This window comes from Peribacillus sp. NPDC097224 (assembly GCF_044761985.1).
GTDB lineage: Bacteria > Bacillota > Bacilli > Bacillales > DSM-1321 > Peribacillus.
This window is the reverse complement of sequence record NZ_JBIWDK010000015.1, coordinates 24431-46185: the sequence shown is the minus strand read 5'-3', so window position 1 is coordinate 46185 and position 21755 is coordinate 24431. Positions and strand designations below refer to the sequence as shown.

21 protein-coding genes and 1 other annotated feature are annotated in these 21755 nt (G+C 40.6%); all 21 genes read left to right on the top strand.

Features of this window, described 5'->3' with window-relative positions:
* Positions 1-2 precede the first annotated feature (2 nt).
* The 21 genes from cysS (at position 3) to rpsJ (ending at position 21719) form a co-directional block, all read left to right on the top strand.
* Positions 3-1403 carry a cysteine--tRNA ligase gene (cysS, locus tag ACIQXR_RS19445; RefSeq protein ID WP_402875742.1) on the top strand — a complete coding sequence of 467 codons (1401 nt, stop codon included), beginning with the start codon at positions 3-5 and terminating at the stop codon, positions 1401-1403.
* A 3-nt stretch (positions 1404-1406) separates the two neighbouring features.
* On the top strand, positions 1407-1823 hold the full coding sequence (locus tag ACIQXR_RS19440) for a Mini-ribonuclease 3 (RefSeq protein WP_402875740.1): 417 nt from the start codon (positions 1407-1409) through the stop codon (positions 1821-1823).
* Between the two features lie 3 nt (positions 1824-1826).
* On the top strand, positions 1827-2570 hold the full coding sequence (rlmB, locus tag ACIQXR_RS19435) for a 23S rRNA (guanosine(2251)-2'-O)-methyltransferase RlmB (protein ID WP_402875738.1): 744 nt from the start codon (positions 1827-1829) through the stop codon (positions 2568-2570).
* Between the two features lie 4 nt (positions 2571-2574).
* Complete coding sequence (locus ACIQXR_RS19430) at positions 2575-3084, top strand: NYN domain-containing protein (RefSeq protein WP_402875735.1); 510 nt, start codon at positions 2575-2577, stop codon at positions 3082-3084.
* A gap of 85 nt (positions 3085-3169) precedes the next feature.
* Positions 3170-3802, top strand: a complete 633-nt coding sequence (gene sigH / locus ACIQXR_RS19425) for an RNA polymerase sporulation sigma factor SigH (RefSeq protein ID WP_402875764.1) — start codon at positions 3170-3172, stop codon at positions 3800-3802.
* Between the two features lie 181 nt (positions 3803-3983).
* Positions 3984-4133, top strand: a complete 150-nt coding sequence (gene rpmG, locus ACIQXR_RS19420) for a 50S ribosomal protein L33 (RefSeq protein ID WP_402875733.1) — start codon at positions 3984-3986, stop codon at positions 4131-4133.
* A gap of 52 nt (positions 4134-4185) precedes the next feature.
* Entirely contained in the window at positions 4186-4368 is a 183-nt protein-coding gene (gene secE / locus ACIQXR_RS19415) for a preprotein translocase subunit SecE (RefSeq protein WP_402875732.1), read from the top strand.
* Positions 4369-4603: 235 nt separating this feature from the next.
* Positions 4604-5137 (top strand): transcription termination/antitermination protein NusG, encoded by a 534-nt coding sequence (nusG, locus tag ACIQXR_RS19410; RefSeq protein WP_402875730.1) that lies wholly within the window; start codon positions 4604-4606, stop codon positions 5135-5137.
* A 173-nt stretch (positions 5138-5310) separates the two neighbouring features.
* Positions 5311-5736 (top strand): 50S ribosomal protein L11, encoded by a 426-nt coding sequence (gene rplK, locus ACIQXR_RS19405; RefSeq protein WP_402875728.1) that lies wholly within the window; start codon positions 5311-5313, stop codon positions 5734-5736.
* A gap of 104 nt (positions 5737-5840) precedes the next feature.
* A complete protein-coding gene (gene rplA, locus ACIQXR_RS19400) occupies positions 5841-6536 on the top strand; it encodes a 50S ribosomal protein L1 (protein WP_402875727.1) in 696 nt (231 codons plus the stop codon).
* Positions 6537-6582: 46 nt separating this feature from the next.
* Positions 6583-6733, top strand: a sequence feature (ribosomal protein L10 leader region).
* A gap of 39 nt (positions 6734-6772) precedes the next feature.
* Positions 6773-7273, top strand: coding sequence for a 50S ribosomal protein L10 (gene rplJ / locus ACIQXR_RS19395; RefSeq protein WP_402875726.1), 501 nt, complete (start codon positions 6773-6775; stop codon positions 7271-7273).
* Positions 7274-7337: 64 nt separating this feature from the next.
* The gene (gene rplL, locus ACIQXR_RS19390; protein WP_402875724.1) at positions 7338-7697 is read left to right on the top strand and encodes a 50S ribosomal protein L7/L12; all 360 of its coding nucleotides are present in this window, start codon (positions 7338-7340) and stop codon (positions 7695-7697) included.
* A 176-nt stretch (positions 7698-7873) separates the two neighbouring features.
* Positions 7874-8479: a class I SAM-dependent methyltransferase gene (locus ACIQXR_RS19385; RefSeq protein WP_402875762.1), complete on the top strand. Its 606-nt coding sequence runs from the start codon at positions 7874-7876 to the stop codon at positions 8477-8479.
* A 240-nt stretch (positions 8480-8719) separates the two neighbouring features.
* Positions 8720-12289, top strand: a complete 3570-nt coding sequence (gene rpoB, locus ACIQXR_RS19380; protein WP_402875722.1) for a DNA-directed RNA polymerase subunit beta — start codon at positions 8720-8722, stop codon at positions 12287-12289.
* A 180-nt stretch (positions 12290-12469) separates the two neighbouring features.
* Entirely contained in the window at positions 12470-16063 is a 3594-nt protein-coding gene (rpoC, locus tag ACIQXR_RS19375) for a DNA-directed RNA polymerase subunit beta' (protein WP_402875721.1), read from the top strand.
* 292 nt (positions 16064-16355) lie between these two features.
* Positions 16356-16604: a 50S ribosomal protein L7ae-like protein gene (locus tag ACIQXR_RS19370; protein WP_402875719.1), complete on the top strand. Its 249-nt coding sequence runs from the start codon at positions 16356-16358 to the stop codon at positions 16602-16604.
* Positions 16605-16708: 104 nt separating this feature from the next.
* Positions 16709-17131 carry a 30S ribosomal protein S12 gene (gene rpsL / locus ACIQXR_RS19365; protein ID WP_402875717.1) on the top strand — a complete coding sequence of 141 codons (423 nt, stop codon included), beginning with the start codon at positions 16709-16711 and terminating at the stop codon, positions 17129-17131.
* A 21-nt stretch (positions 17132-17152) separates the two neighbouring features.
* The gene (rpsG, locus tag ACIQXR_RS19360; RefSeq protein ID WP_402875716.1) at positions 17153-17623 is read left to right on the top strand and encodes a 30S ribosomal protein S7; all 471 of its coding nucleotides are present in this window, start codon (positions 17153-17155) and stop codon (positions 17621-17623) included.
* A 44-nt stretch (positions 17624-17667) separates the two neighbouring features.
* The gene (fusA, locus tag ACIQXR_RS19355; RefSeq protein WP_402875714.1) at positions 17668-19746 is read left to right on the top strand and encodes an elongation factor G; all 2079 of its coding nucleotides are present in this window, start codon (positions 17668-17670) and stop codon (positions 19744-19746) included.
* A 119-nt stretch (positions 19747-19865) separates the two neighbouring features.
* A complete protein-coding gene (gene tuf / locus ACIQXR_RS19350; protein ID WP_402875712.1) occupies positions 19866-21053 on the top strand; it encodes an elongation factor Tu in 1188 nt (395 codons plus the stop codon).
* A gap of 357 nt (positions 21054-21410) precedes the next feature.
* A complete protein-coding gene (gene rpsJ / locus ACIQXR_RS19345) occupies positions 21411-21719 on the top strand; it encodes a 30S ribosomal protein S10 (protein WP_402875709.1) in 309 nt (102 codons plus the stop codon).
* Positions 21720-21755: the final 36 nt, after the last annotated feature.

Sequence of the window (21755 nt, the reverse complement as noted above, 5' to 3'; positions counted from 1 at the left end):
AAATGGCGATAAAAATATATAACACAGCGACTAGACAGAAGGAAACCTTCGTACCGATGGAAGAAGGAAAAGTGAAAATGTATGTATGCGGGCCTACAGTCTATAACTACATTCATATTGGGAATGCTAGGCCAGCAATCGTATTCGATACCGTGAGAAGATACTTGGAGTATAGAGGATACGATGTGCATTTCGTTTCGAATTTCACGGATGTTGATGATAAGCTAATTCGAGCTGCCAAAGAACTAGGGGAGGATGTCCCAACCATCTCAGAGCGTTTTATTCAAGCGTATTTTGAAGATGTTTCTGCTCTAGGTTGCAAAAAAGCGGATGAACATCCAACCGTAATGGAAAACATGGATACAATCATTGAATTCATTTCGACGTTGATTGAAAAAGGCTATGCGTATGAATCTGAAGGGGATGTGTATTTTCGCACTCGTAAATTCGATGGGTATGGGAAGTTGTCTCATCAATCCATTGATGAACTGCGGGTCGGAGCTCGTATTGAAGTCGGCGAGAAGAAGCAGGATGCACTTGACTTTGCCCTCTGGAAAGCGGCGAAGGCTGGCGAAATTTCTTGGGAAAGCCCATGGGGGATGGGGCGCCCTGGCTGGCATATAGAATGCTCAGCGATGGTTAAGAAGTACCTTGGTGATACGATTGATATCCATGCAGGCGGTCAGGATTTAGCTTTTCCCCATCATGAAAATGAAATTGCACAATCCGAGGCGTTAACGGGAAAATCCTTTGCGAATTATTGGATGCACAATGGATACATCAATATTGATAATGAAAAAATGTCGAAGTCATTAGGCAATTTTATTCTTGTTCATGACATCATACAGAAGTATGACCCACAAGTATTGCGTTTCTTCATGTTATCCGTACATTATCGTCATCCAATCAATTATAGTGAAGAAGTGCTTGAAAATGTAACGGCTGCTCTCGATCGCTTGAAAACATCCTATCAAAACCTGAAACATCGCCTTCAAGTAAGCGATGGGTTAACAGAAAATAATGAGGTATGGTTGCAGAAAATCGATGAACTGCACGAACAATTCATTAAGGAAATGGACGATGATTTCAATACGGCGAACGCGATATCCATTCTTTTTGAACTGTCTAAGCAAGCGAATTATTACTTGATGGAGAAGAATACTAACCAGGAAGTCATTAAAGCTTTTCTTGGTGAATTCCAAAATCTACTCTCCGTCCTGGGCTTTTCCCTTGAAGAGGAAGAGGGATTACTGGACGAGGAAATCGAGAGTTTAATTCAACAAAGGATTCAAGCTAGGAAAGACCGTAACTTTGGGTTGTCTGATGAGATTCGTGATCGTCTAAAGAGCATGAACATTATATTAGAGGATACCCCTCAAGGTACAAGATGGAAAAGAGGGTAACAGATGCTTCAATATGATAATAAGGTAGACGAAAAAATGTTAAATAGTCTTGCTCTAGCCTATATGGGAGATGCCGTATACGAAACCTACATACGGCATCACCTTATTCAAAACGGGGCAGTTAAGCCTAATCTGCTTCATAAAAAAGCGACATCTTTTGTATCGGCTAAAGCGCAGAGCAAAATCATTCACTTTTTTCTAGAGTCAGGTTGGTTATCAGAAGAAGAGACCGCTGTCGTCCGTAGAGGTCGTAATGCGAAGTCCGGGTCGGTTCCGAAGAATACAGATGTGCAAACATATCGGTATAGCACTGCCTTTGAGGCGCTTATGGGCTTTCTGTATTTATCCGGCCGAATAGAAAGAATGGAAGACCTTGTTGAAAAATCAATTCAATTCATTGAAGAAGAAAAGGGGAAATAACCCATGAGTGAAGAATTTATCATTGGAAGAAACCCCGTCTTGGAAGCACTTCGCTCCGAACGGGATATTAATAAAATTTGGATATCAGAGGGCTCACAGAAAGGGTCCATGCTTCCGCTAATCGGACTTGCAAAAGAAAAAAAGGTATTCGTACAAATCGTACCTAAGAAAAAAATAGACCAAATGGTAGAAGGTATCCATCAAGGAGTCGTAGCGCAAGTCGCAGCTTACGATTATGTAGAGTTGGACGATTTATTTGCCAAAGCGGCTGAACGGGATGAGGCTCCCTTCTTCATGATTCTGGATGAAGTAGAAGATCCACATAATCTAGGGTCAATCATGAGAACAGCGGATGCGGTCGGAGCTCACGGAATCATCATTCCAAAGCGTAGAGCAGTTGGTTTAACGGCAACGGTTGCGAAAGCATCGACAGGGGCCATTGAGTATATTCCGGTTGCACGGGTCACGAATTTGGCAAGAGCAGTCGAAGAGTTAAAAGAACGCGGTGTCTGGATTGTGGGTACCGATGCGAAAGGTAGCGATGATTACCGGAACATGGACGGGAATATGCCTATTGGCCTTGTTATTGGAAGTGAAGGCAAGGGAATGGCACGGTTAATGAAAGAAAAATGTGATTTTCTAATTCGTCTTCCTATGGCCGGGAAAGTAACATCATTAAATGCATCGGTGGCAGCAGGTTTATTGATGTATGAGGTCTACAGAAAAAGAAACCCTCTAGGGCAATAATGAGATGAATATTCTGTTAGTGGACGGTTACAACATTATTGGAGCCTGGCCGGAACTGAGAGAATTGAAAGAAAGAGACCTTGCTGCAGCAAGAGACAGACTGATAGAAATGATGGCGGAATATCAGGCGTTTACTGGGTCCCGGGTCATTGTCGTATTCGATGCCCAATATGTCCAGGGGATAGCCCGTATTTTCAAGAATCATAAAGTCGACGTAATTTTCACGAAAGAAAATGAAACAGCCGATGAGAGAATAGAAAAGATGGCGATTGAACTGAATAATATCAAGACGCAGATTCAAGTGGCTACTTCAGACTTTACGGAGCAATGGGTCATCTTTGGCCAAGGGGCCCTAAGGAAATCTGCCCGTGAACTGCTAATGGATATGGAGGAAATTCAGGGAGAAATAAAAAAAGATGTCCAAAAAACAGCGGCGGTAAAACCTACGGCTAAAATTCCTTTAAGTGAAGAAGTAGCGGAAATATTCGAAAAATGGCGTCGGGGGAAAATTTGAACCATTGACGGGTATTTTTTACCTGCTGTATAATATTTCTATCTGAGTCAGGTCAGGGGGATATAATTTGGGTCTCAATTTCGGTATGAAACTGAACGAAAAGTATCTGCAGTTCGATGATGAAGAATTAATTGAGTTAGTACACACTGGAGACAGTGAAGCACTGGATTATCTGATTCAAAAGTATCGTAATTTTGTAAGAGCGAAGGCAAGGACATATTTTTTAATAGGTGCAGATAAGGAAGACATCGTTCAAGAAGGCATGATTGGTTTGTATAAGGCTGTCCGTGATTTTAAAGGCGATAAGCTTTCTTCTTTTAAAGCATTTGCCGAATTATGTATTACGAGACAGATCATTACCGCTATTAAAACAGCAACACGTCAAAAGCATATTCCGCTCAATTCCTATGTTTCCCTGGACAAGCCCATTTATGATGAGGAGTCCGACCGTACTCTCATGGATATTATATCGGGTACGAAGGTATTAGACCCAGAAGAACTGATTATCAATAAAGAAGAGTTTGACGATATCGAATTGAAAATGGCCGAGCTGCTGAGCGATTTGGAAAGAAAGGTATTAGCCCTTTATTTAGATGGGCAAACCTATCAGGAAATCTCAGAAGAGTTGAATCGTCATGTGAAGTCAATCGATAATGCCCTCCAGAGGGTGAAAAGAAAGCTCGAGCGTTATCTGGAAGTAAGGGAGATCAGTTTATAGTCCCTCCGCCTTTTCCGCTTTATTTCATCTGACACTAACTCCACTTGGATGATGCATTCACTTATGGTAGACATAGGCTGATAGAGTTGACATGGACTTAGGTGGCCTCACCTTGTTATTGACAATAAAAGCCAGCCGTGATAAGGTTTTATGGAAATAGTAGATAGGATAGGTGTATCAATTGCAAAAGAAAATCACACTAGCTTGCACCGATTGTGGTTCAAGAAATTATAATTATGAAAGCAATAAGTCAAACAACGCTGAACGACTAGAATTAAAGAAATTTTGCAGCACCTGTAATTCACATACGAATCATAGGGAAACAAAATAACCGTTTTATAAATAGATTGACAGAAGCAGTCTAATGCTTGGAGGATACATTCATGAAACGCTTAACCGAATTTTTCAGCGGAGTCACTCGTGAAATGCGTAAAGTAAGCTGGCCAAAACGTAAAGAATTAACCAAATATACAATCGTTGTAGTGACGACTGTGTTGTTTATGGCTTTATTCTTTTTAGTGGTCGATATGGGCATTTCCGAATTAATTCGCTTAGTTATTGAATAAGAGATTCGAAAATAAGGTATAATAGTGATAGAATAATATGTGTCAGCAGAAAAGCCCGGAAACGGGTTTTTTAATTTGTCTTTTTTAAGAAAAAGTTCAAACTCTAGCATTGCTGTTATTCTTTAGACAAGTCGGGATAGTGCAGGATGTTAATTTTGGCTAGATCGTTAGAAAATAAAGTTTCATAAAGAAAATGATTGATTGCAGGGAGGGAAGGACGTCACAGTCCTAAAAAATGGAAAAGAATTGGTATGTAGTTCACACCTATTCAGGTTATGAAAACAAGGTAAAGGCCAATCTGGAGAAGCGTGTTGAAACAATGGGGATGGAAGATAGAATCTTCCGCGTAGTAGTTCCTGAAGAAGAAGAAACCGAAGTCAAAGATGGCAAAACGAAAGTAACGAAGAAAAAGGTTTTCCCAGGATATGTACTGGTAGAAATTATCATGACCGATGATTCTTGGTATGTAGTCCGCAATACACCTGGTGTAACAGGTTTCGTAGGTTCATCAGGAGCGGGATCTAAACCGACAGCACTGCTTGATGAAGAAATAGAAGTTGTCCTTAAACGCATGGGTGTTGACGAAAGTAAATTTGACATCGACTTTGAAGTCGGCGACACTGTTCAAGTGAAAGAAGGACCATTTGCAACATTTGCTGGGCCTATCGAAGAACTTGATACAGATAAAGGAAAAGTCCGAGTTCTTGTTAATATGTTCGGCCGCGATACGCCGGTAGAACTAGACTTTAATCAAGTGGAAAAATTATAAACGGAAAAAAACTTGAAAAAGCCTTTTGGAAGTGGTAAAATTTCAAAGGTCAGTATGTTTCAAATTTTTAGGCCTCAACGATACAAGTATTCTTTATTAATATAAAGAATTCAAGATGAGTGGGAGGGTATATCCCTATTACCACATCACGGACTTATAAGGAGGTGTGTCTCGTGGCTAAAAAAGTAATTAAAATGGTTAAATTGCAAATTCCTGCTGGTAAAGCGAATCCTGCACCGCCGGTTGGTCCTGCATTAGGTCAAGCTGGTGTAAACATCATGGGATTCTGTAAGGAGTTCAACGCTCGTACAGCAGACCAAGCTGGTCTAATTATTCCTGTTGAAATCACGGTATTTGAAGACCGTTCATTTACATTCATTACAAAAACTCCACCCGCTGCAGTACTACTTAAGAAAGCAGCAGGTATCGAGTCTGGTTCTGGTGAACCTAACCGTAAAAAAGTTGCTACAGTCAAGCGTGATCAAGTGCGCGAGATTGCTGAAACTAAAATGCCTGACCTAAACGCTGCAAACGTTGAAGCTGCAATGCGTATGGTTGAAGGTACTGCTCGCAGCATGGGTATTGTCATCGAAGACTAATCCATGTAATTGTTATTTGTTTCTACGGGGTTGCGATTGATACTCGCAACCTTTATTCGTGGGAGGTAATTCCGTTAAAACCACAATTTAGGAGGATTTATATCATGGCTAAAAAAGGTAAAAAGTATCTTGAAGCAGCTAAGCTTGTTGAAGTTTCAAAAGCATACGCTGTAACTGAAGCGATTGAAGTTGTTAAAAAAGCAAACTTCACAAAATTCGATGCGACTGTTGAAGTTGCTTTCCGTTTGGGTGTAGACCCTAAGAAAGCTGACCAACAAATTCGTGGAGCAGTTGTGCTTCCGAACGGAACTGGTAAAACTCAACGCGTATTAGTATTCGCAAAAGGCGAAAAAGCAAAAGAAGCTGAAGCTGCTGGTGCTGACTTCGTTGGCGAATCTGACTACATCAACAAAATCCAACAAGGATGGTTCGAATTCGACGTAATCGTTGCGACTCCTGATATGATGGGTGAAGTTGGTAAACTTGGTCGCGTATTAGGACCTAAAGGCTTAATGCCAAACCCTAAAACTGGCACAGTTACATTTGATGTAACAAAAGCTGTTAATGAGATCAAAGCAGGTAAAGTTGAATACCGCGTAGATAAAGCTGGTAACGTCCATGCTCCAATCGGTAAAGTATCTTTCGAAGATGCTAAACTAGTGGAAAACTTCACTACTATCTTTGATACATTAATGAAAGTTAAACCTGCGGCTGCTAAAGGAACTTACATGAAGAATATTTCTGTAACGACTACAATGGGCCCTGGTGTGAAAGTTGATTCTTCTTCTTTCAATAAATAATTTGACATTCCAAAACTATTGTTGTTATAATATGTTTTGTTGTGATAAATGAATATCATTTGTACCGAAGACAGTAGGTGCTCCACAAGAGCTTAATTCCCTGCCGAGGTAATTCGATAAAAATAGTCGTTGACTATGACCTTTGAAATTACTGCCTTCATGTCTGTATTAGAGATGAAGGCTTTTTCTTTGAAACGGTATAAATGTTTTCAAGCAAATCTACAGGAGGTGTAAGGATGAACGCAATTATTGAACAAAAGCAAACTATCGTTGCTGAGATTACTGGTAAATTAACAGCTAGCAAATCCACAGTTGTTGTTGACTACCGTGGATTGACTGTTGCTGAATTAACAGAACTTCGTAAGCAACTTCGTGATGCTGGCGTTGAGTTCAAGGTTTACAAAAACTCTTTAACTCGTCGTGCTGCTGAAAGTGCTGAACTTAGCTCTTTAAACGAATCTTTAACAGGACCAAACGCAATTGCATTCTCAAATGAAGATGTTATTGCGCCAGCTAAAATCCTTAACGATTTTGCGAAAAAACATGAAGCGTTAGAAATCAAAGCTGGAGTTATCGAAGGAAACGTAGCATCTGCTGAAGACATTAAAGCTCTTGCAGAACTACCTTCACGCGAAGGCCTACTTTCAATGTTGCTAAGTGTGCTACAAGCACCTATGCGCGGTCTTGCTCTTGCTACAAAAGCAGTTGCAGAACAAAAAGAAGAACAAGGCGCGTAAGCTAACCGCTTATCTTGCCTATTGATTCAAAAAAAAAACCAACCATTTCGAGGAGGAAATAACAATGACTAAAGATCAAATCATTGAAGCAGTTAAAAACATGACTGTTTTAGAATTAAACGACCTTGTAAAAGCAATCGAAGAAGAATTTGGCGTAACTGCTGCTGCACCTGTAGCTGTAGCTGCTGCTGGTGGCGCTGCTGCTGAAGAAAAAACTGAGTTTGATGTAGTTCTTACATCTGCTGGAGATTCAAAAATCAAAGTTATCAAAGCTGTTCGTGAAGCAACTGGTCTTGGACTTAAAGAAGCGAAAGAAGTTGTTGATAACACTCCAAAAGCAATCAAAGAAGGCGTTTCTAAAGAGGAAGCTGAAGAACTTAAAGCTAAACTTGAAGAAGTTGGAGCTGGCGTTGAAGTTAAGTAATCTTGCATAAACAAAAAGCTCGCTATCACTGGCGAGCTTTTTTCTCTTCATTTTTAAAGAAAAATGGTAGACGATTTAGTAAAGATGTACAAACTTTATGACAGGTAAGTATCCATTCTTCATATCTCTTCTCTCGTTAAATCTTCAATATTCCTTTCTGATAGGGGGAGATGACTCTGACAGAGCATTACTACTCACAAAAACCGGATGTCGAAAGCAATCCTAAATTTTGGGATTTTGTATTAAAAGGACGCACATTCCACTTTAAAAGTGATAATGGTGTTTTTTCAAAAAAAGAAGTTGATTTTGGTTCTCGTCTTTTGATAGAATCCTTCAATCTTAATAAAGCTGTAAAAGGGAATATTCTTGATGTTGGTTGCGGTTATGGCCCCATTGGAATATCAATTGCTGCGGCTTATCCCGAAAGAACGGTAGAAATGATAGATATAAATAGCCGGGCAGTTGAATTATCGAAGGAAAATGCCGCTACAAACGGAATCGCTAATGTTAAAGTGTACGAAAGCGACCGTTTTGAAAAGGTAGGATCTAAACAATTCGCTGCAATTCTTACGAACCCTCCCATTCGCGCAGGTAAAAGTGTAGTCCACGAAATTCTAGAAGAAAGTTATCGAAGTTTGGTGACTGGTGGAGAACTATGGGTTGTCATTCAAAAAAAGCAAGGCGCTCCTTCCGCCATGGATAAACTAGAGCTGTTATTTGGTAATGTCGAAGTGGCTGTAAAGAAAAAAGGCTACTACATACTATTATCCAAAAAAGTTTGACTCTAAATTTTCGCTATGTTAGTATTATAAAATGCATATATATAATTCCGTTACTATGCAATTTTTATACCATTGGTGTATAACCGATGGATAATATGGGAAAAATATATAAATAATAGTTCGTTTTATGAGAAATAGTGGTTTTTAAAATAAAAACCATTTTCTTTTTGTCTATGGATTAGATTGCTTTTTTCCGTGGCAAATAGATCCTTATAACGCTTGATTTAAGGGGTGAATCAGTTGACAGGTCAACTTGTTCAGTATGGACGACACCGCCAACGTAGAAGTTATGCAAGAATCAGTGAGGTTTTGGATCTTCCGAATCTGATTGAAATTCAAACGGCTTCTTATCAATGGTTTTTAGATGTAGGTTTAAAAGAAATGTTCCAGGACATTTCTCCTATTGAGGATTTTACAGGTAATTTGTCATTAGAATTCATCGATTACAGCCTTGCTGAACCGAAGTATTCTGTTGAAGAAACAAAAGAACGCGATGTTACGTATTCTGCACCGCTTCGTGTGAAAGTGCGTCTTGTTAACAAAGAAACAGGGGAAGTAAAAGACCAAGATGTATTCATGGGTGACTTCCCACTTATGACTGAAACGGGCACGTTTGTCATCAATGGTGCTGAACGTGTAATCGTATCCCAATTAGTGCGCTCACCGAGTGTTTACTATAATGGGAAAATGGATAAGAACGGTAAGCTAGGTTTCTCTGCGACCGTTATTCCTAACCGTGGTGCATGGCTTGAATATGAGACAGATGCCAAGGATGTAGTTTATGTTCGAATCGACCGCACTAGGAAATTACCTATCACGGTATTGATGCGTGCATTGGGCTTTGGAACTGATCAAGAGATCATTGATTTAATCGGTGATAATGAGTATCTTCGCAACACTCTTGAAAAAGACAACACGGAGAGTGTAGAAAAAGCATTGCTAGAAATCTATGAACGTCTTCGCCCGGGTGAACCACCTACAGTCGATAACGCGAAAAGTCTACTAGTATCCCGCTTTTTCGATCCAAAACGTTATGATCTAGCTAACGTAGGACGCTATAAAATCAACAAAAAACTGCATATCAAGAATCGTCTATTCGGACAAAAGATCGCCGAGACTTTAATCGATCCTGAAACAGGGGAAATCATTGTCGAAAAGGGTACTTTGCTTGATAGAAGGACACTTGATAAAATTCTGCCTCATCTTGAAGCAGGAATCGGTTTTAAAACGTTCCACCCGTCTGGTGGCGTAGTAGAAGAAGAAACCCTTCTTCAACCAATCAAAGTCTTTGCTCCAAATGACGCTGAAGGCGAAAAAGTGATCAATATCATTGGTAATGCGTATGTAACCGATCAGGTTAAAAACATTACTCCAGCTGATATCATCTCTTCTATTAGCTATTTCTTTAACTTGCTTCATGGCGTGGGAATTACAGATGATATTGACCATCTAGGAAATCGTCGTCTGCGTTCCGTTGGTGAATTGCTGCAAAACCAATTCAGAATTGGTTTATCTCGTATGGAGCGTGTCGTGCGTGAAAGAATGTCTATTCAAGACACGAATACGATCACTCCACAGCAATTGATTAACATTCGTCCTGTTATAGCATCCATTAAAGAATTCTTTGGTAGCTCACAGCTTTCACAATTCATGGACCAAACGAACCCATTGGCCGAATTGACGCATAAACGTCGTCTATCTGCATTGGGACCTGGTGGTTTGACTCGTGAGCGTGCTGGTTTCGAAGTACGTGACGTTCATTACTCCCACTATGGCCGTATGTGTCCGATTGAAACGCCTGAGGGACCGAATATTGGATTGATTAACTCCCTATCAAGTTTTGCAAAGGTTAACCCTTATGGATTCATTGAAACACCATACCGACGTGTTGACCATGAGACAGGGAAAATTACGAGCAAAATAGATTACTTAACGGCTGATGAAGAAGATAACTACGTAGTTGCCCAAGCGAATGTTCGTCTATCCGATGATGGAACATTCCTTGATGATATGGTTGTTGCACGTTTTCGCGGTGAAAATACCGTTGTTCCGCGTGACCGCGTAGATTATATGGACGTATCGCCTAAACAAGTCGTATCTGCAGCGACAGCATGTATTCCTTTCTTGGAAAATGATGACTCCAACCGTGCCCTAATGGGAGCGAACATGCAACGTCAAGCAGTACCTTTATTACAACCAGAGGCACCAAGAGTTGGAACAGGTATGGAATATGTTTCAGCGAAAGACTCTGGGGCAGCTGTCATCTGTAAACACCCTGGTATCGTCGAACACGTGGAATCACGTGAAGTATGGGTACGCCGGGTAAGTGAGGTTGACGGTCAACAAGTAAAAGGAAACCTTGATAAATACCGTTTATTAAAATTCATTCGTTCTAACCAAGGAACGTGTTATAACCAACGTCCTATCGTTAGTGTTGGTGACAATGTTGTCAAAGGTGAAATTCTTGCCGATGGTCCTTCAATGGAAAAAGGTGAATTAGCACTTGGACGAAATGTATTAGTTGCCTTCATGACTTGGGATGGATACAACTATGAAGATGCCATCATCATGAGTGAACGTCTAGTTAAAGATGATGTGTACACTTCCATCCATATTGAAGAATATGAATCTGAGTCTCGCGATACGAAATTGGGACCTGAAGAAATCACTCGTGATATTCCGAACGTCGGAGAAGATGCGCTTCGCAACCTTGATGAGCGTGGAATAATCCGTGTCGGTGCTGAAGTAAAAGACGGTGACCTTCTAGTAGGTAAAGTAACTCCTAAAGGGGTAACGGAACTAACGGCGGAAGAACGTCTCTTACATGCAATCTTTGGTGAAAAAGCGCGCGAAGTACGGGATACATCATTGCGTGTTCCCCACGGCGGCGGCGGAATCGTCCTCGATGTTAAGGTGTTTAACAGAGAAGATGGCGACGAGCTACCACCTGGTGTAAATCAACTTGCACGTGTATATATCGTTCAAAAACGTAAAATACATGAAGGCGATAAAATGGCCGGACGTCATGGTAACAAAGGTGTAATCTCAAGGATCCTTCCTGAAGAAGATATGCCTTACATGCCTGATGGAACACCGGTTGACATCATGTTAAACCCACTGGGTGTACCTTCCCGTATGAATATCGGTCAGGTACTTGAGCTTCACTTAGGTATGGCAGCCCGTGCACTAGGCATTCACGTAGCATCACCGGTATTTGATGGAGCTACTGAGGAAGACGTTTGGAGTACGATCGAAGAAGCTGGCATGTCACGTGATGCAAAAACGGTACTTTACGATGGCCGTTCAGGTGAAGCATTCGATAACCGTGTGTCTGTTGGTGTCATGTACATGATTAAACTTGCACATATGGTTGATGATAAACTTCATGCTCGTTCAACTGGACCTTACTCCCTTGTTACGCAACAACCACTTGGTGGTAAAGCGCAATTCGGTGGACAACGTTTTGGTGAGATGGAAGTATGGGCACTTGAAGCATATGGAGCTGCTTATACATTACAAGAAATCCTTACCGTTAAATCAGATGATGTCGTGGGCCGTGTGAAAACATACGAAGCGATTGTCAAAGGCGAAAATGTCCCTGAGCCTGGTGTCCCTGAGTCATTCAAAGTATTGATTAAGGAACTTCAAAGCTTAGGATTAGATGTTAAAATCATGAATGCTGAAGACCGCGAAATTGAAATGCGTGATTTAGAAGATGAAGAAGACCCTAATCAGTCAGACAAATTAAGCCTAGATGCAGAAACAAAAGATATGGTTGCTACTGAAGCAGGAGCACCATCAAAAGAGTAAATAATTTAAATAAATAAATCTATATATTATCAGCTCTGACTGGCAGCAAGGTTTTTCTTTAAAGATCCTGCTGCCTTGTCGGAGTCTTATTGATTCAATCACCCATCATCCGGTTTAGATTGCCCGAATGAATGAAGGCAATCAGGGTAAAACCTGGAGATTAAAAGGGAGGTAGGCCCCTTGTTAGATGTTAATAATTTTGAGTATATGAAAATTGGTCTTGCTTCACCAGACAAGATTCGTTCTTGGTCTCATGGGGAAGTTAAAAAACCAGAAACAATCAACTATCGTACGTTAAAACCAGAAAAAGACGGTTTATTCTGTGAGAGAATTTTCGGACCTCAAAAGGACTGGGAATGTCACTGTGGTAAATATAAACGTGTTCGTTATAAAGGCGTAGTTTGTGACCGTTGTGGGGTTGAAGTCACGCGTGCTAAAGTCCGTCGTGAACGAATGGGTCATATTGAGCTGGCAGCACCAGTTTCACATATTTGGTATTTCAAAGGAATTCCGAGTCGTATGGGTCTTGTCCTGGATATGTCTCCACGGGCATTAGAAGAAGTTATTTACTTCGCATCTTATGTGGTAACTGAAACTGGCGATACAACTTTAGAAAAGAAACAACTTCTTTCTGAAAAAGAATATCGTACATACCGTGAAAAATACGGTAAGAAGTTCCAAGCTGCAATGGGTGCGGAAGCTATTAAAAAACTTTTACAAGACATTGATACGGAAAAAGAAGTAGAAACGTTGAAAGAAGAGCTTAAGACAGCTCAAGGACAACGTAGAACTCGTGCAATCAAACGCTTGGAAGTATTAGAAGCCTTCCGTAATTCTGGTAACGAGCCTTCATGGATGATTCTTGATGTGCTTCCAGTTATACCACCAGAACTTCGTCCAATGGTTCAATTAGATGGCGGTCGTTTTGCGACATCTGACTTAAATGATCTATATCGTCGTGTTATTAACCGTAACAATCGTTTGAAAAGATTGCTTGATCTTGGCGCTCCAAGCATTATCGTCCAAAATGAAAAGCGTATGCTTCAAGAAGCCGTTGACGCTTTAATCGATAATGGACGTCGTGGTCGCCCAGTAACTGGCCCGGGTAACCGCCCATTGAAATCTTTATCACACATGTTAAAAGGTAAACAAGGTCGTTTCCGTCAGAACCTTCTTGGTAAACGTGTCGATTACTCTGGTCGTTCTGTAATCGTAGTTGGTCCTAACCTGAAAATGTACCAATGTGGTCTGCCGAAAGAGATGGCGATTGAATTATTCAAACCATTCGTTATGAAGGAACTTGTTCAAAGAGGGTTAGCTCATAACATCAAATCTGCAAAACGAAAAATTGAACGACTATCTCCTGAGATTTGGGATGTACTTGAAGAAGTCATTAGGGAGCATCCAGTATTACTTAACCGTGCACCAACTCTTCATAGACTTGGTATTCAAGCGTTTGAGCCAACATTGGTTGAAGGCCGTGCAATTCGTTTGCATCCGTTAGTATGTACAGCATATAACGCTGACTTTGATGGTGACCAAATGGCCGTCCACGTTCCTTTATCTTCTGAAGCTCAAGCTGAAGCACGTATGCTAATGCTTGCTGCCCAGAACATCTTGAATCCTAAAGATGGAAAACCAGTCGTTACTCCTTCTCAAGATATGGTATTAGGTAACTACTACCTAACATTAGAAAGAGAAGGCGCTATCGGTGAAGGTATGATCTTTAAAGATACTAGTGAAGCGTTGCTTGCATACCAAAATGGTTATGTTCACTTACATTCTCGTTGCGCAGTGCATGCATCATCACTGAATAATGAAACGTTCACGGAAGAACAAAACAGCCAGCTTCTAATCACTACCGTTGGTAAATTGGTCTTTAATGAAATTTTGCCAAAATCATTCCCATATATTAACGAACCTACACGTTATAACTTGGAAACTAAAACTCCAGAGAAATATTTCGTGGAAAAAGGCGCTAATATCCCTGAATTGATTAAAGCACAACCAGCTATTGATCCATTCAAGAAGAAAATTCTTGGTAATATCATTGCGGAAGTGTTTAAACGTTTCAAAATCACCGAAACATCTAAAATGCTTGACCGGATGAAAAATCTTGGATTCAAATATTCGACAAAAGCAGGTATCACTGTTGGTGTAGCTGATATTGTTGTATTAAAAGAAAAACAAGAAATCATTACGGAAGCTCAAACAAAAGTGGATAACGTCCTAAAACAATTTAGACGTGGTCTAATTACCGAAGATGAGCGTTATGATCGCGTCATTTCGATCTGGAGCGCAGCAAAAGATACTATTCAGTCTAAACTGATGAAATCTCTTGACCGACGCAATCCGATCTTCATGATGAGTGACTCCGGTGCCCGTGGTAATGCTTCCAACTTCACGCAGCTTGCGGGTATGCGTGGACTGATGGCCAACCCGGCTGGACGTATCATCGAATTACCGATCAAATCAAGTTTCCGTGAAGGTTTAACAGTGTTAGAGTACTTTATCTCTACACATGGTGCTCGTAAAGGTCTTGCCGATACAGCCCTTAAAACTGCCGATTCTGGTTACCTTACACGTCGTCTAGTAGACGTAGCCCAAGATGTTATCATCCGTGATGATGACTGTGGAACAGACCGCGGCTTGAAAATTTCTGCCTTGAGAGAGGGAACAGAAATAATCGAGCATCTTGAAGAACGTTTAATTGGCCGATATGCAAGAAAAGCCATTAGACATCCAGAAACAGATGAAGTAATTGTGGCTGAAAATGACCTTATCACTGAGGATCTAGCAGCTTATATTGCATCTCTAGGTATTGAAACTGCATGGATTCGCTCTGCCTTTACATGTAACACCAGTCATGGTGTATGTAAGAAATGTTACGGACGTAACTTGGCTACCGGTCAGGAAGTTGAAGTGGGAGAAGCAGTTGGTATCATTGCTGCCCAATCAATCGGTGAACCTGGTACTCAGTTAACAATGCGTACATTCCATACAGGTGGGGTTGCCGGAGACGATATTACTCAAGGTTTACCTCGTATCCAAGAAATATTTGAAGCGAGGAACCCTAAAGGTCAAGCAGTTATTTCTGAAATTGAGGGAACTATCGTTTCAATCAATGAAATCCGCGATAAACAACAAGAAATCGTGGTCCAAGGTGCGGTTGAATCACGTACTTATACAGCGCCATACACAGCGCGTTTAAGAGTGTCTGTTGATACTTTCGTTCGTCGAGGCGAGGAATTAACAGAGGGTTCTATCGATCCTAAAGAATTGTTGAAAGTTACGGATGTTCTTACTGTTCAGGAATACTTACTTCATGAAGTACAGAAAGTATACCGGATGCAAGGGGTAGAAATCGGCGATAAACATATCGAGGTTATGGTTAGACAAATGATGCGTAAAGTTCGTGTTCTTGATGCAGGGGAAACTGAAGTTCTTCCAGGTACGCTATTGGATGTTAACCAGTTCACCGTGGCAAACACAAACGCATTGCTAACCAGCAAGCTACCTGCTACAGGTCGTCCTGTATTACTAGGAATTACAAAAGCATCACTTGAAACGGATTCCTTCTTGTCTGCAGCATCATTCCAAGAAACAACTAGAGTATTGACTGATGCAGCAATTAAAGGAAAACGCGACGAATTGCTTGGACTGAAAGAAAATGTTATCATCGGTAAACTTGTTCCAGCTGGAACAGGTATGCCTCGCTACAGAAAAGCTAACCCTGTTGTCGTAGAGAATCCTGAGACAGTATCGGTTGACTAAAGGATAATTAGACCCAGCTCATATAAATACTGAAGAACTTGATCCCCCTAACGATAATGGGGGATTGAGGTTCGGATTAAATGAGCTGGTTTCTTTTTATTAATAAAGAGTAATCAGTTAAAAATTAGTTATGATAGAACCAATTTGGTAGACTTAAAAACCTATAGAATGATTTAACTGGAAAACCTTTTGCTTAAATAATTTTTTGAAACAAGTTGACAGCATCTGACTAAAAATGATACTATAGCAAAGGTGCTCCTATGTTACCCTGTAACTTTGGAGGATATGGACCATGTCTTATGAAAAAGTAATACAGGCAAAGTCAGTGGTTATAGGAACGAAACAAACAGTTAGAGCTTTGAAGAACAATTTAATTCAAGAAGTTATCATCGCTGATGATGCAGATATATACTTGACTGGGCGTGTTGTTGAGACCGCTAAACTAGTGGATGTTCCTATCACATATGTTGATTCGATGAAAATGCTTGGAAAAGCATGTGGTATTGATGTCGGAGCAGCAACTGTTGCCATTAAAAAGTAAAAATGTTTTTGCAATACTATTTGCAAGGACTTTGTTTTTACCCATTTATGAACCACCTGGATGTGTGGTACTAGACATGAAATTGCGAAGGGAGGAAAAATGTAATGCCTACTATTAATCAATTAGTGCGTAAAGGACGCGAGTCTAAAGAGGTTAAATCTAACTCTCCAGCACTTAACAAAGGCTACAACAGCTTTAAGAAAGCACAAACTAACGTATCATCTCCGCAAAAACGTGGTGTTTGTACTCGTGTGGGAACTATGACACCGAAAAAACCAAACTCCGCTTTACGTAAATATGCGCGTGTACGTTTAACTAACGGTATCGAGGTAACAGCTTATATCCCAGGTATCGGTCACAACTTACAAGAACACAGCGTGGTACTAATCCGCGGTGGACGTGTAAAGGATTTACCAGGGGTACGTTACCATATCGTACGTGGTGCTCTTGATACAGCAGGAGTTAACAATCGTATGCAAAGCCGTTCTAAATACGGTACTAAGCGTCCGAAAGCAGCAAAAAAATAATCCGAGAAAGGAGGAAATATAATGCCTCGTAAAGGACCCGTAACAAAAAGAGATGTATTACCAGATCCAATTTATAAATCTAAACTTGTGACTCGCTTAATCAACAAATTAATGGTTGATGGACAAAGAGGAAAATCACAAAAAATACTTTACTCTGCATTTGAGTTAATTAAAGAACGTACTGGCAATGAGCCAATCGAAGTGTTTGATCAAGCACTTAAAAACATCATGCCTGTATTAGAAGTAAAAGCACGCCGTGTGGGTGGAGCTAACTACCAAGTACCAGTTGAGGTACGTCCAGACCGTAAATCAACTCTAGGTCTTCGTTGGTTAGTAAACTACTCTCGCCTTCGTGGAGAAAAAACGATGGAAGAGCGTTTAGCTTTCGAAATCATGGATGCTGCAAACAACACTGGAGCAGCTGTTAAGAAACGTGAAGATACGCACAAAATGGCAGAAGCTAACAAAGCATTTGCTCACTATCGCTGGTAAGATCAATAACAATAAAATCCTTATAATAGGAAGGAGAAAGACAAATGGCAAGAGAGTTCTCCTTAGCAAATACTCGTAATATCGGTATCATGGCACATATTGATGCTGGTAAAACGACTACAACAGAACGCGTTCTTTACTATACTGGTAAAATCCACAAAATTGGTGAAACACACGAAGGTGCTTCACAAATGGACTGGATGGAGCAAGAACAAGAACGTGGAATCACGATCACATCCGCTGCAACAACTGCACAGTGGAAAGGTCACCGCGTAAACATCATTGATACACCGGGACACGTAGACTTCACAGTTGAAGTTGAACGTTCTCTACGTGTACTTGATGGAGCTGTAGCTGTACTTGATGCCCAATCAGGTGTTGAGCCTCAAACTGAAACAGTTTGGCGCCAAGCTACAACATACGGTGTACCACGTGTCGTATTCGTTAACAAAATGGACAAAATCGGTGCGGATTTCCTTTATTCAGTAGGAACTATCCACGATCGTTTGCAAGCAAACGCTCACCCGGTCCAATTACCAATTGGTGCTGAAGATAATTTTTCCGCTATCATTGACTTAATTGAAATGAAAGCTCATTTCTACTCAAATGATTTAGGAACTGATATCACTGTTGGTGAAATTCCTGCAGAACACCTTGAATTAGCTGAAGAGTACCGTGAGAAATTAATCGAAGCGGTGGCTGAAGTTAATGAAGACTTAATGGAAAAATACCTTGGTGGCGAAGAAATCAGCATTGCTGAATTAAAAGCTGCTATCCGTACTGCAACCGTTAATGTTGAATTCTTCCCAGTTATCTGTGGTTCAGCGTTCAAAAATAAAGGTGTTCAATTAATGCTTGATAACGTTATTGACTTCCTTCCATCTCCATTAGACGTACCTGCAATCAAAGGTACTCTTCCGGATACTGAAGAAGAAGTAGAACGTCACTCAGATGATTCTGAACCGTTCTCTGCTTTAGCGTTTAAAGTTATGACAGACCCTTATGTTGGTAAGCTTACATTCTTCCGTGTGTACTCTGGTACATTAGAATCTGGATCATATGTAATCAACTCAACAAAAGGTAAACGTGAACGTATTGGACGTATCCTTCAAATGCATGCAAACAGCCGTGAAGAGATTTCTACAGTATATGCTGGGGATATCGCTGCAGCTGTTGGTTTGAAAGATACGACTACTGGTGATACACTATGTGATGATAAGGATCAAGTTATCCTTGAATCAATGGTATTCCCAGAACCAGTTATCTCACTTTCTGTTGAACCAAAATCGAAAGCAGACCAAGACAAAATGTCTCAAGCTTTACAAAAGCTTCAAGACGAAGATCCAACATTCCGTGCGCATACTGACCAAGAAACTGGTCAAACAATTATCGCTGGTATGGGCGAACTTCACTTGGACATCCTTGTTGACCGTATGCGTCGTGAATTCAGAGTGGAAGCTAACGTAGGTGCTCCTCAAGTTGCTTACCGTGAAACTTTCCGTGGTTCAGCTAAAGTTGAAGGTAAATTCGTTCGTCAATCTGGTGGACGTGGACAATTCGGACACGTTTGGATTGAATTTGGACCAAACGAAGAAGGTAAAGGATTCGAATTTGAAAATGCTATCGTCGGTGGTGTAGTACCTCGTGAGTATATTCCTGCAGTACAAGCTGGATTAGTTGATTCACTTGACCGTGGAGTACTTGCTGGTTACCCATTAGTTGATATTAAAGCAAAATTATTCGACGGATCTTACCATGACGTTGACTCCAATGAAATGGCATTTAAAATCGCTGCATCAATGGCGCTTAAAAATGCTGCTTCAAAATGTAAGCCGGTTATCCTTGAACCTATCATGAAAGTGGAAGTTGTAATCCCTGAAGATTACCTAGGCGATATCATGGGAGATATTACATCTCGTCGTGGACGCGTAGAAGGTTTGGAAGCTCGCGGAAACACTCAAATGGTTAAAGCGATGGTTCCACTATCCGAAATGTTCGGTTATGCAACTTCATTACGTTCAAACACTCAAGGACGCGGAACATTCTCTATGCACTTCGATCACTATGAAGAAGTACCTAAGAGCATTTCTGAAGAAATCATCAAAAAAAATAAAGGTGAATAATTGATTTTCATCTCTTATTAAAGTATAACTACTTATGTAAGCTGTGTTGGAAGAATTTATCTTCTTTCACAGCCCTTATATACTTAAACTATTTTTATATTTTTAAGGAGGAATTCCTAATGGGAAAAGCTAAATATGATCGTTCAAAACCGCATGTTAACGTTGGAACAATTGGACACGTTGACCATGGTAAAACAACTCTAACTGCTGCAATCACTACTGTACTTGCTAAAGCTGGTGGAGCAGAAGCACGCGCGTATGACCAAATTGATGGTGCGCCAGAAGAAAGAGAACGTGGTATCACAATCTCTACTGCACACGTTGAGTACGAAACAGCTACTCGTCACTATGCACACGTTGACTGCCCAGGACATGCTGACTATGTTAAAAACATGATCACTGGTGCTGCACAAATGGATGGTGGTATCTTAGTAGTTTCTGCTGCTGATGGCCCAATGCCTCAAACTCGTGAGCACATCCTTCTTTCTAAACAAGTTGGTGTTCCTTTCCTAGTTGTATTCATGAACAAATGCGACATGGTTGATGACGAAGAACTTCTTGAATTAGTAGAAATGGAAATTCGTGATCTTCTTTCTGAATACGATTTCCCTGGCGATGACGTTCCAGTTATCAAAGGTTCTGCTCTTAAAGCTCTTGAAGGAGATGCTGCTTGGGAAGAAAAAATTCATGAATTAATGGCTGCTGTTGACGAGTACATTCCAGAACCAACTCGTGACACTGACAAACCATTCATGATGCCAGTTGAGGATGTATTCTCAATCACTGGTCGTGGAACAGTTGCTACAGGACGTGTTGAACGTGGACAAGTTAAAGTCGGTGACGTTGTAGACATCATCGGTTTCAACGACGAAGCAAAACCAACAACTGTAACTGGTGTTGAAATGTTCCGTAAACTTCTTGATTATGCTGAAGCTGGTGACAACATCGGAGCTCTACTTCGTGGTGTTGCTCGTGAAGATATCCAACGTGGACAAGTACTTGCTAAGCCAAATACAATCACTCCACACAGCAAATTCAAAGCTGAAGTATATGTTCTTTCTAAAGAAGAAGGTGGACGTCATACTCCATTCTTCACAAACTACCGTCCGCAGTTCTACTTCCGTACAACTGACGTAACTGGTATTTGTAACCTTCCTGAAGGCGTAGAAATGGTTATGCCTGGAGATAACATTGAAATGTCAGTAGAACTTATCGCTCCTATCGCTATCGAAGAAGGTACTAAATTCTCTATCCGTGAGGGTGGACGTACTGTAGGCGCTGGTGTAGTTGCTACAATCCAAGAATAATCGATTCTAAATCGAATATTGGAAGGGACGCCTTCCGGAAGAAGCAGATGGGACGCCGTCTGCTTCTTTTTTTTGCCTTTAGGATTATAATAGAAGAAACTGGTTAGAAATAGAGATATAGAATCTACTTGTAAATCCTAAAGATTGTATGTATAATAATAAAAGTGTGTTGCACAAGAAAGATTTAAGTTTAACTTGCATTTAACTTGTGTGTTATGTATAATAGACAATGTTGGTCTTTGACTGCGATGATATGGAAGGTTGCTGACACACCCGGCCGCTTTGCCATGGCGAGTGTGTGGGAAATTTCCATTGAGAAGGTCTATTTTATAAAATAGGCGAAAAGGAGGGAAAATTATGGCAAAACAAAAAATTCGTATTCGTTTGAAAGCATATGATCACAGAATCCTTGATCAATCTGCTGAGAAAATTGTTGAAACTGCAAAACGTTCTGGTGCGACTGTTGCTGGTCCAATTCCATTGCCAACTGAAAGATCTATCTATACGGTCCTTCGTGCGGTTCATAAATACAAAGACTCTCGCGAACAATTCGAAATGCGTACGCATAAACGTCTAATCGATATCGTTAATCCAACTCCGCAAACAGTTGATTCATTGATGCGTTTAGATTTACCGTCAGGCGTTGACATCGAAATTAAATTATAATTTATATAATAAGAACAATTACTCTAGGAGGTGTGA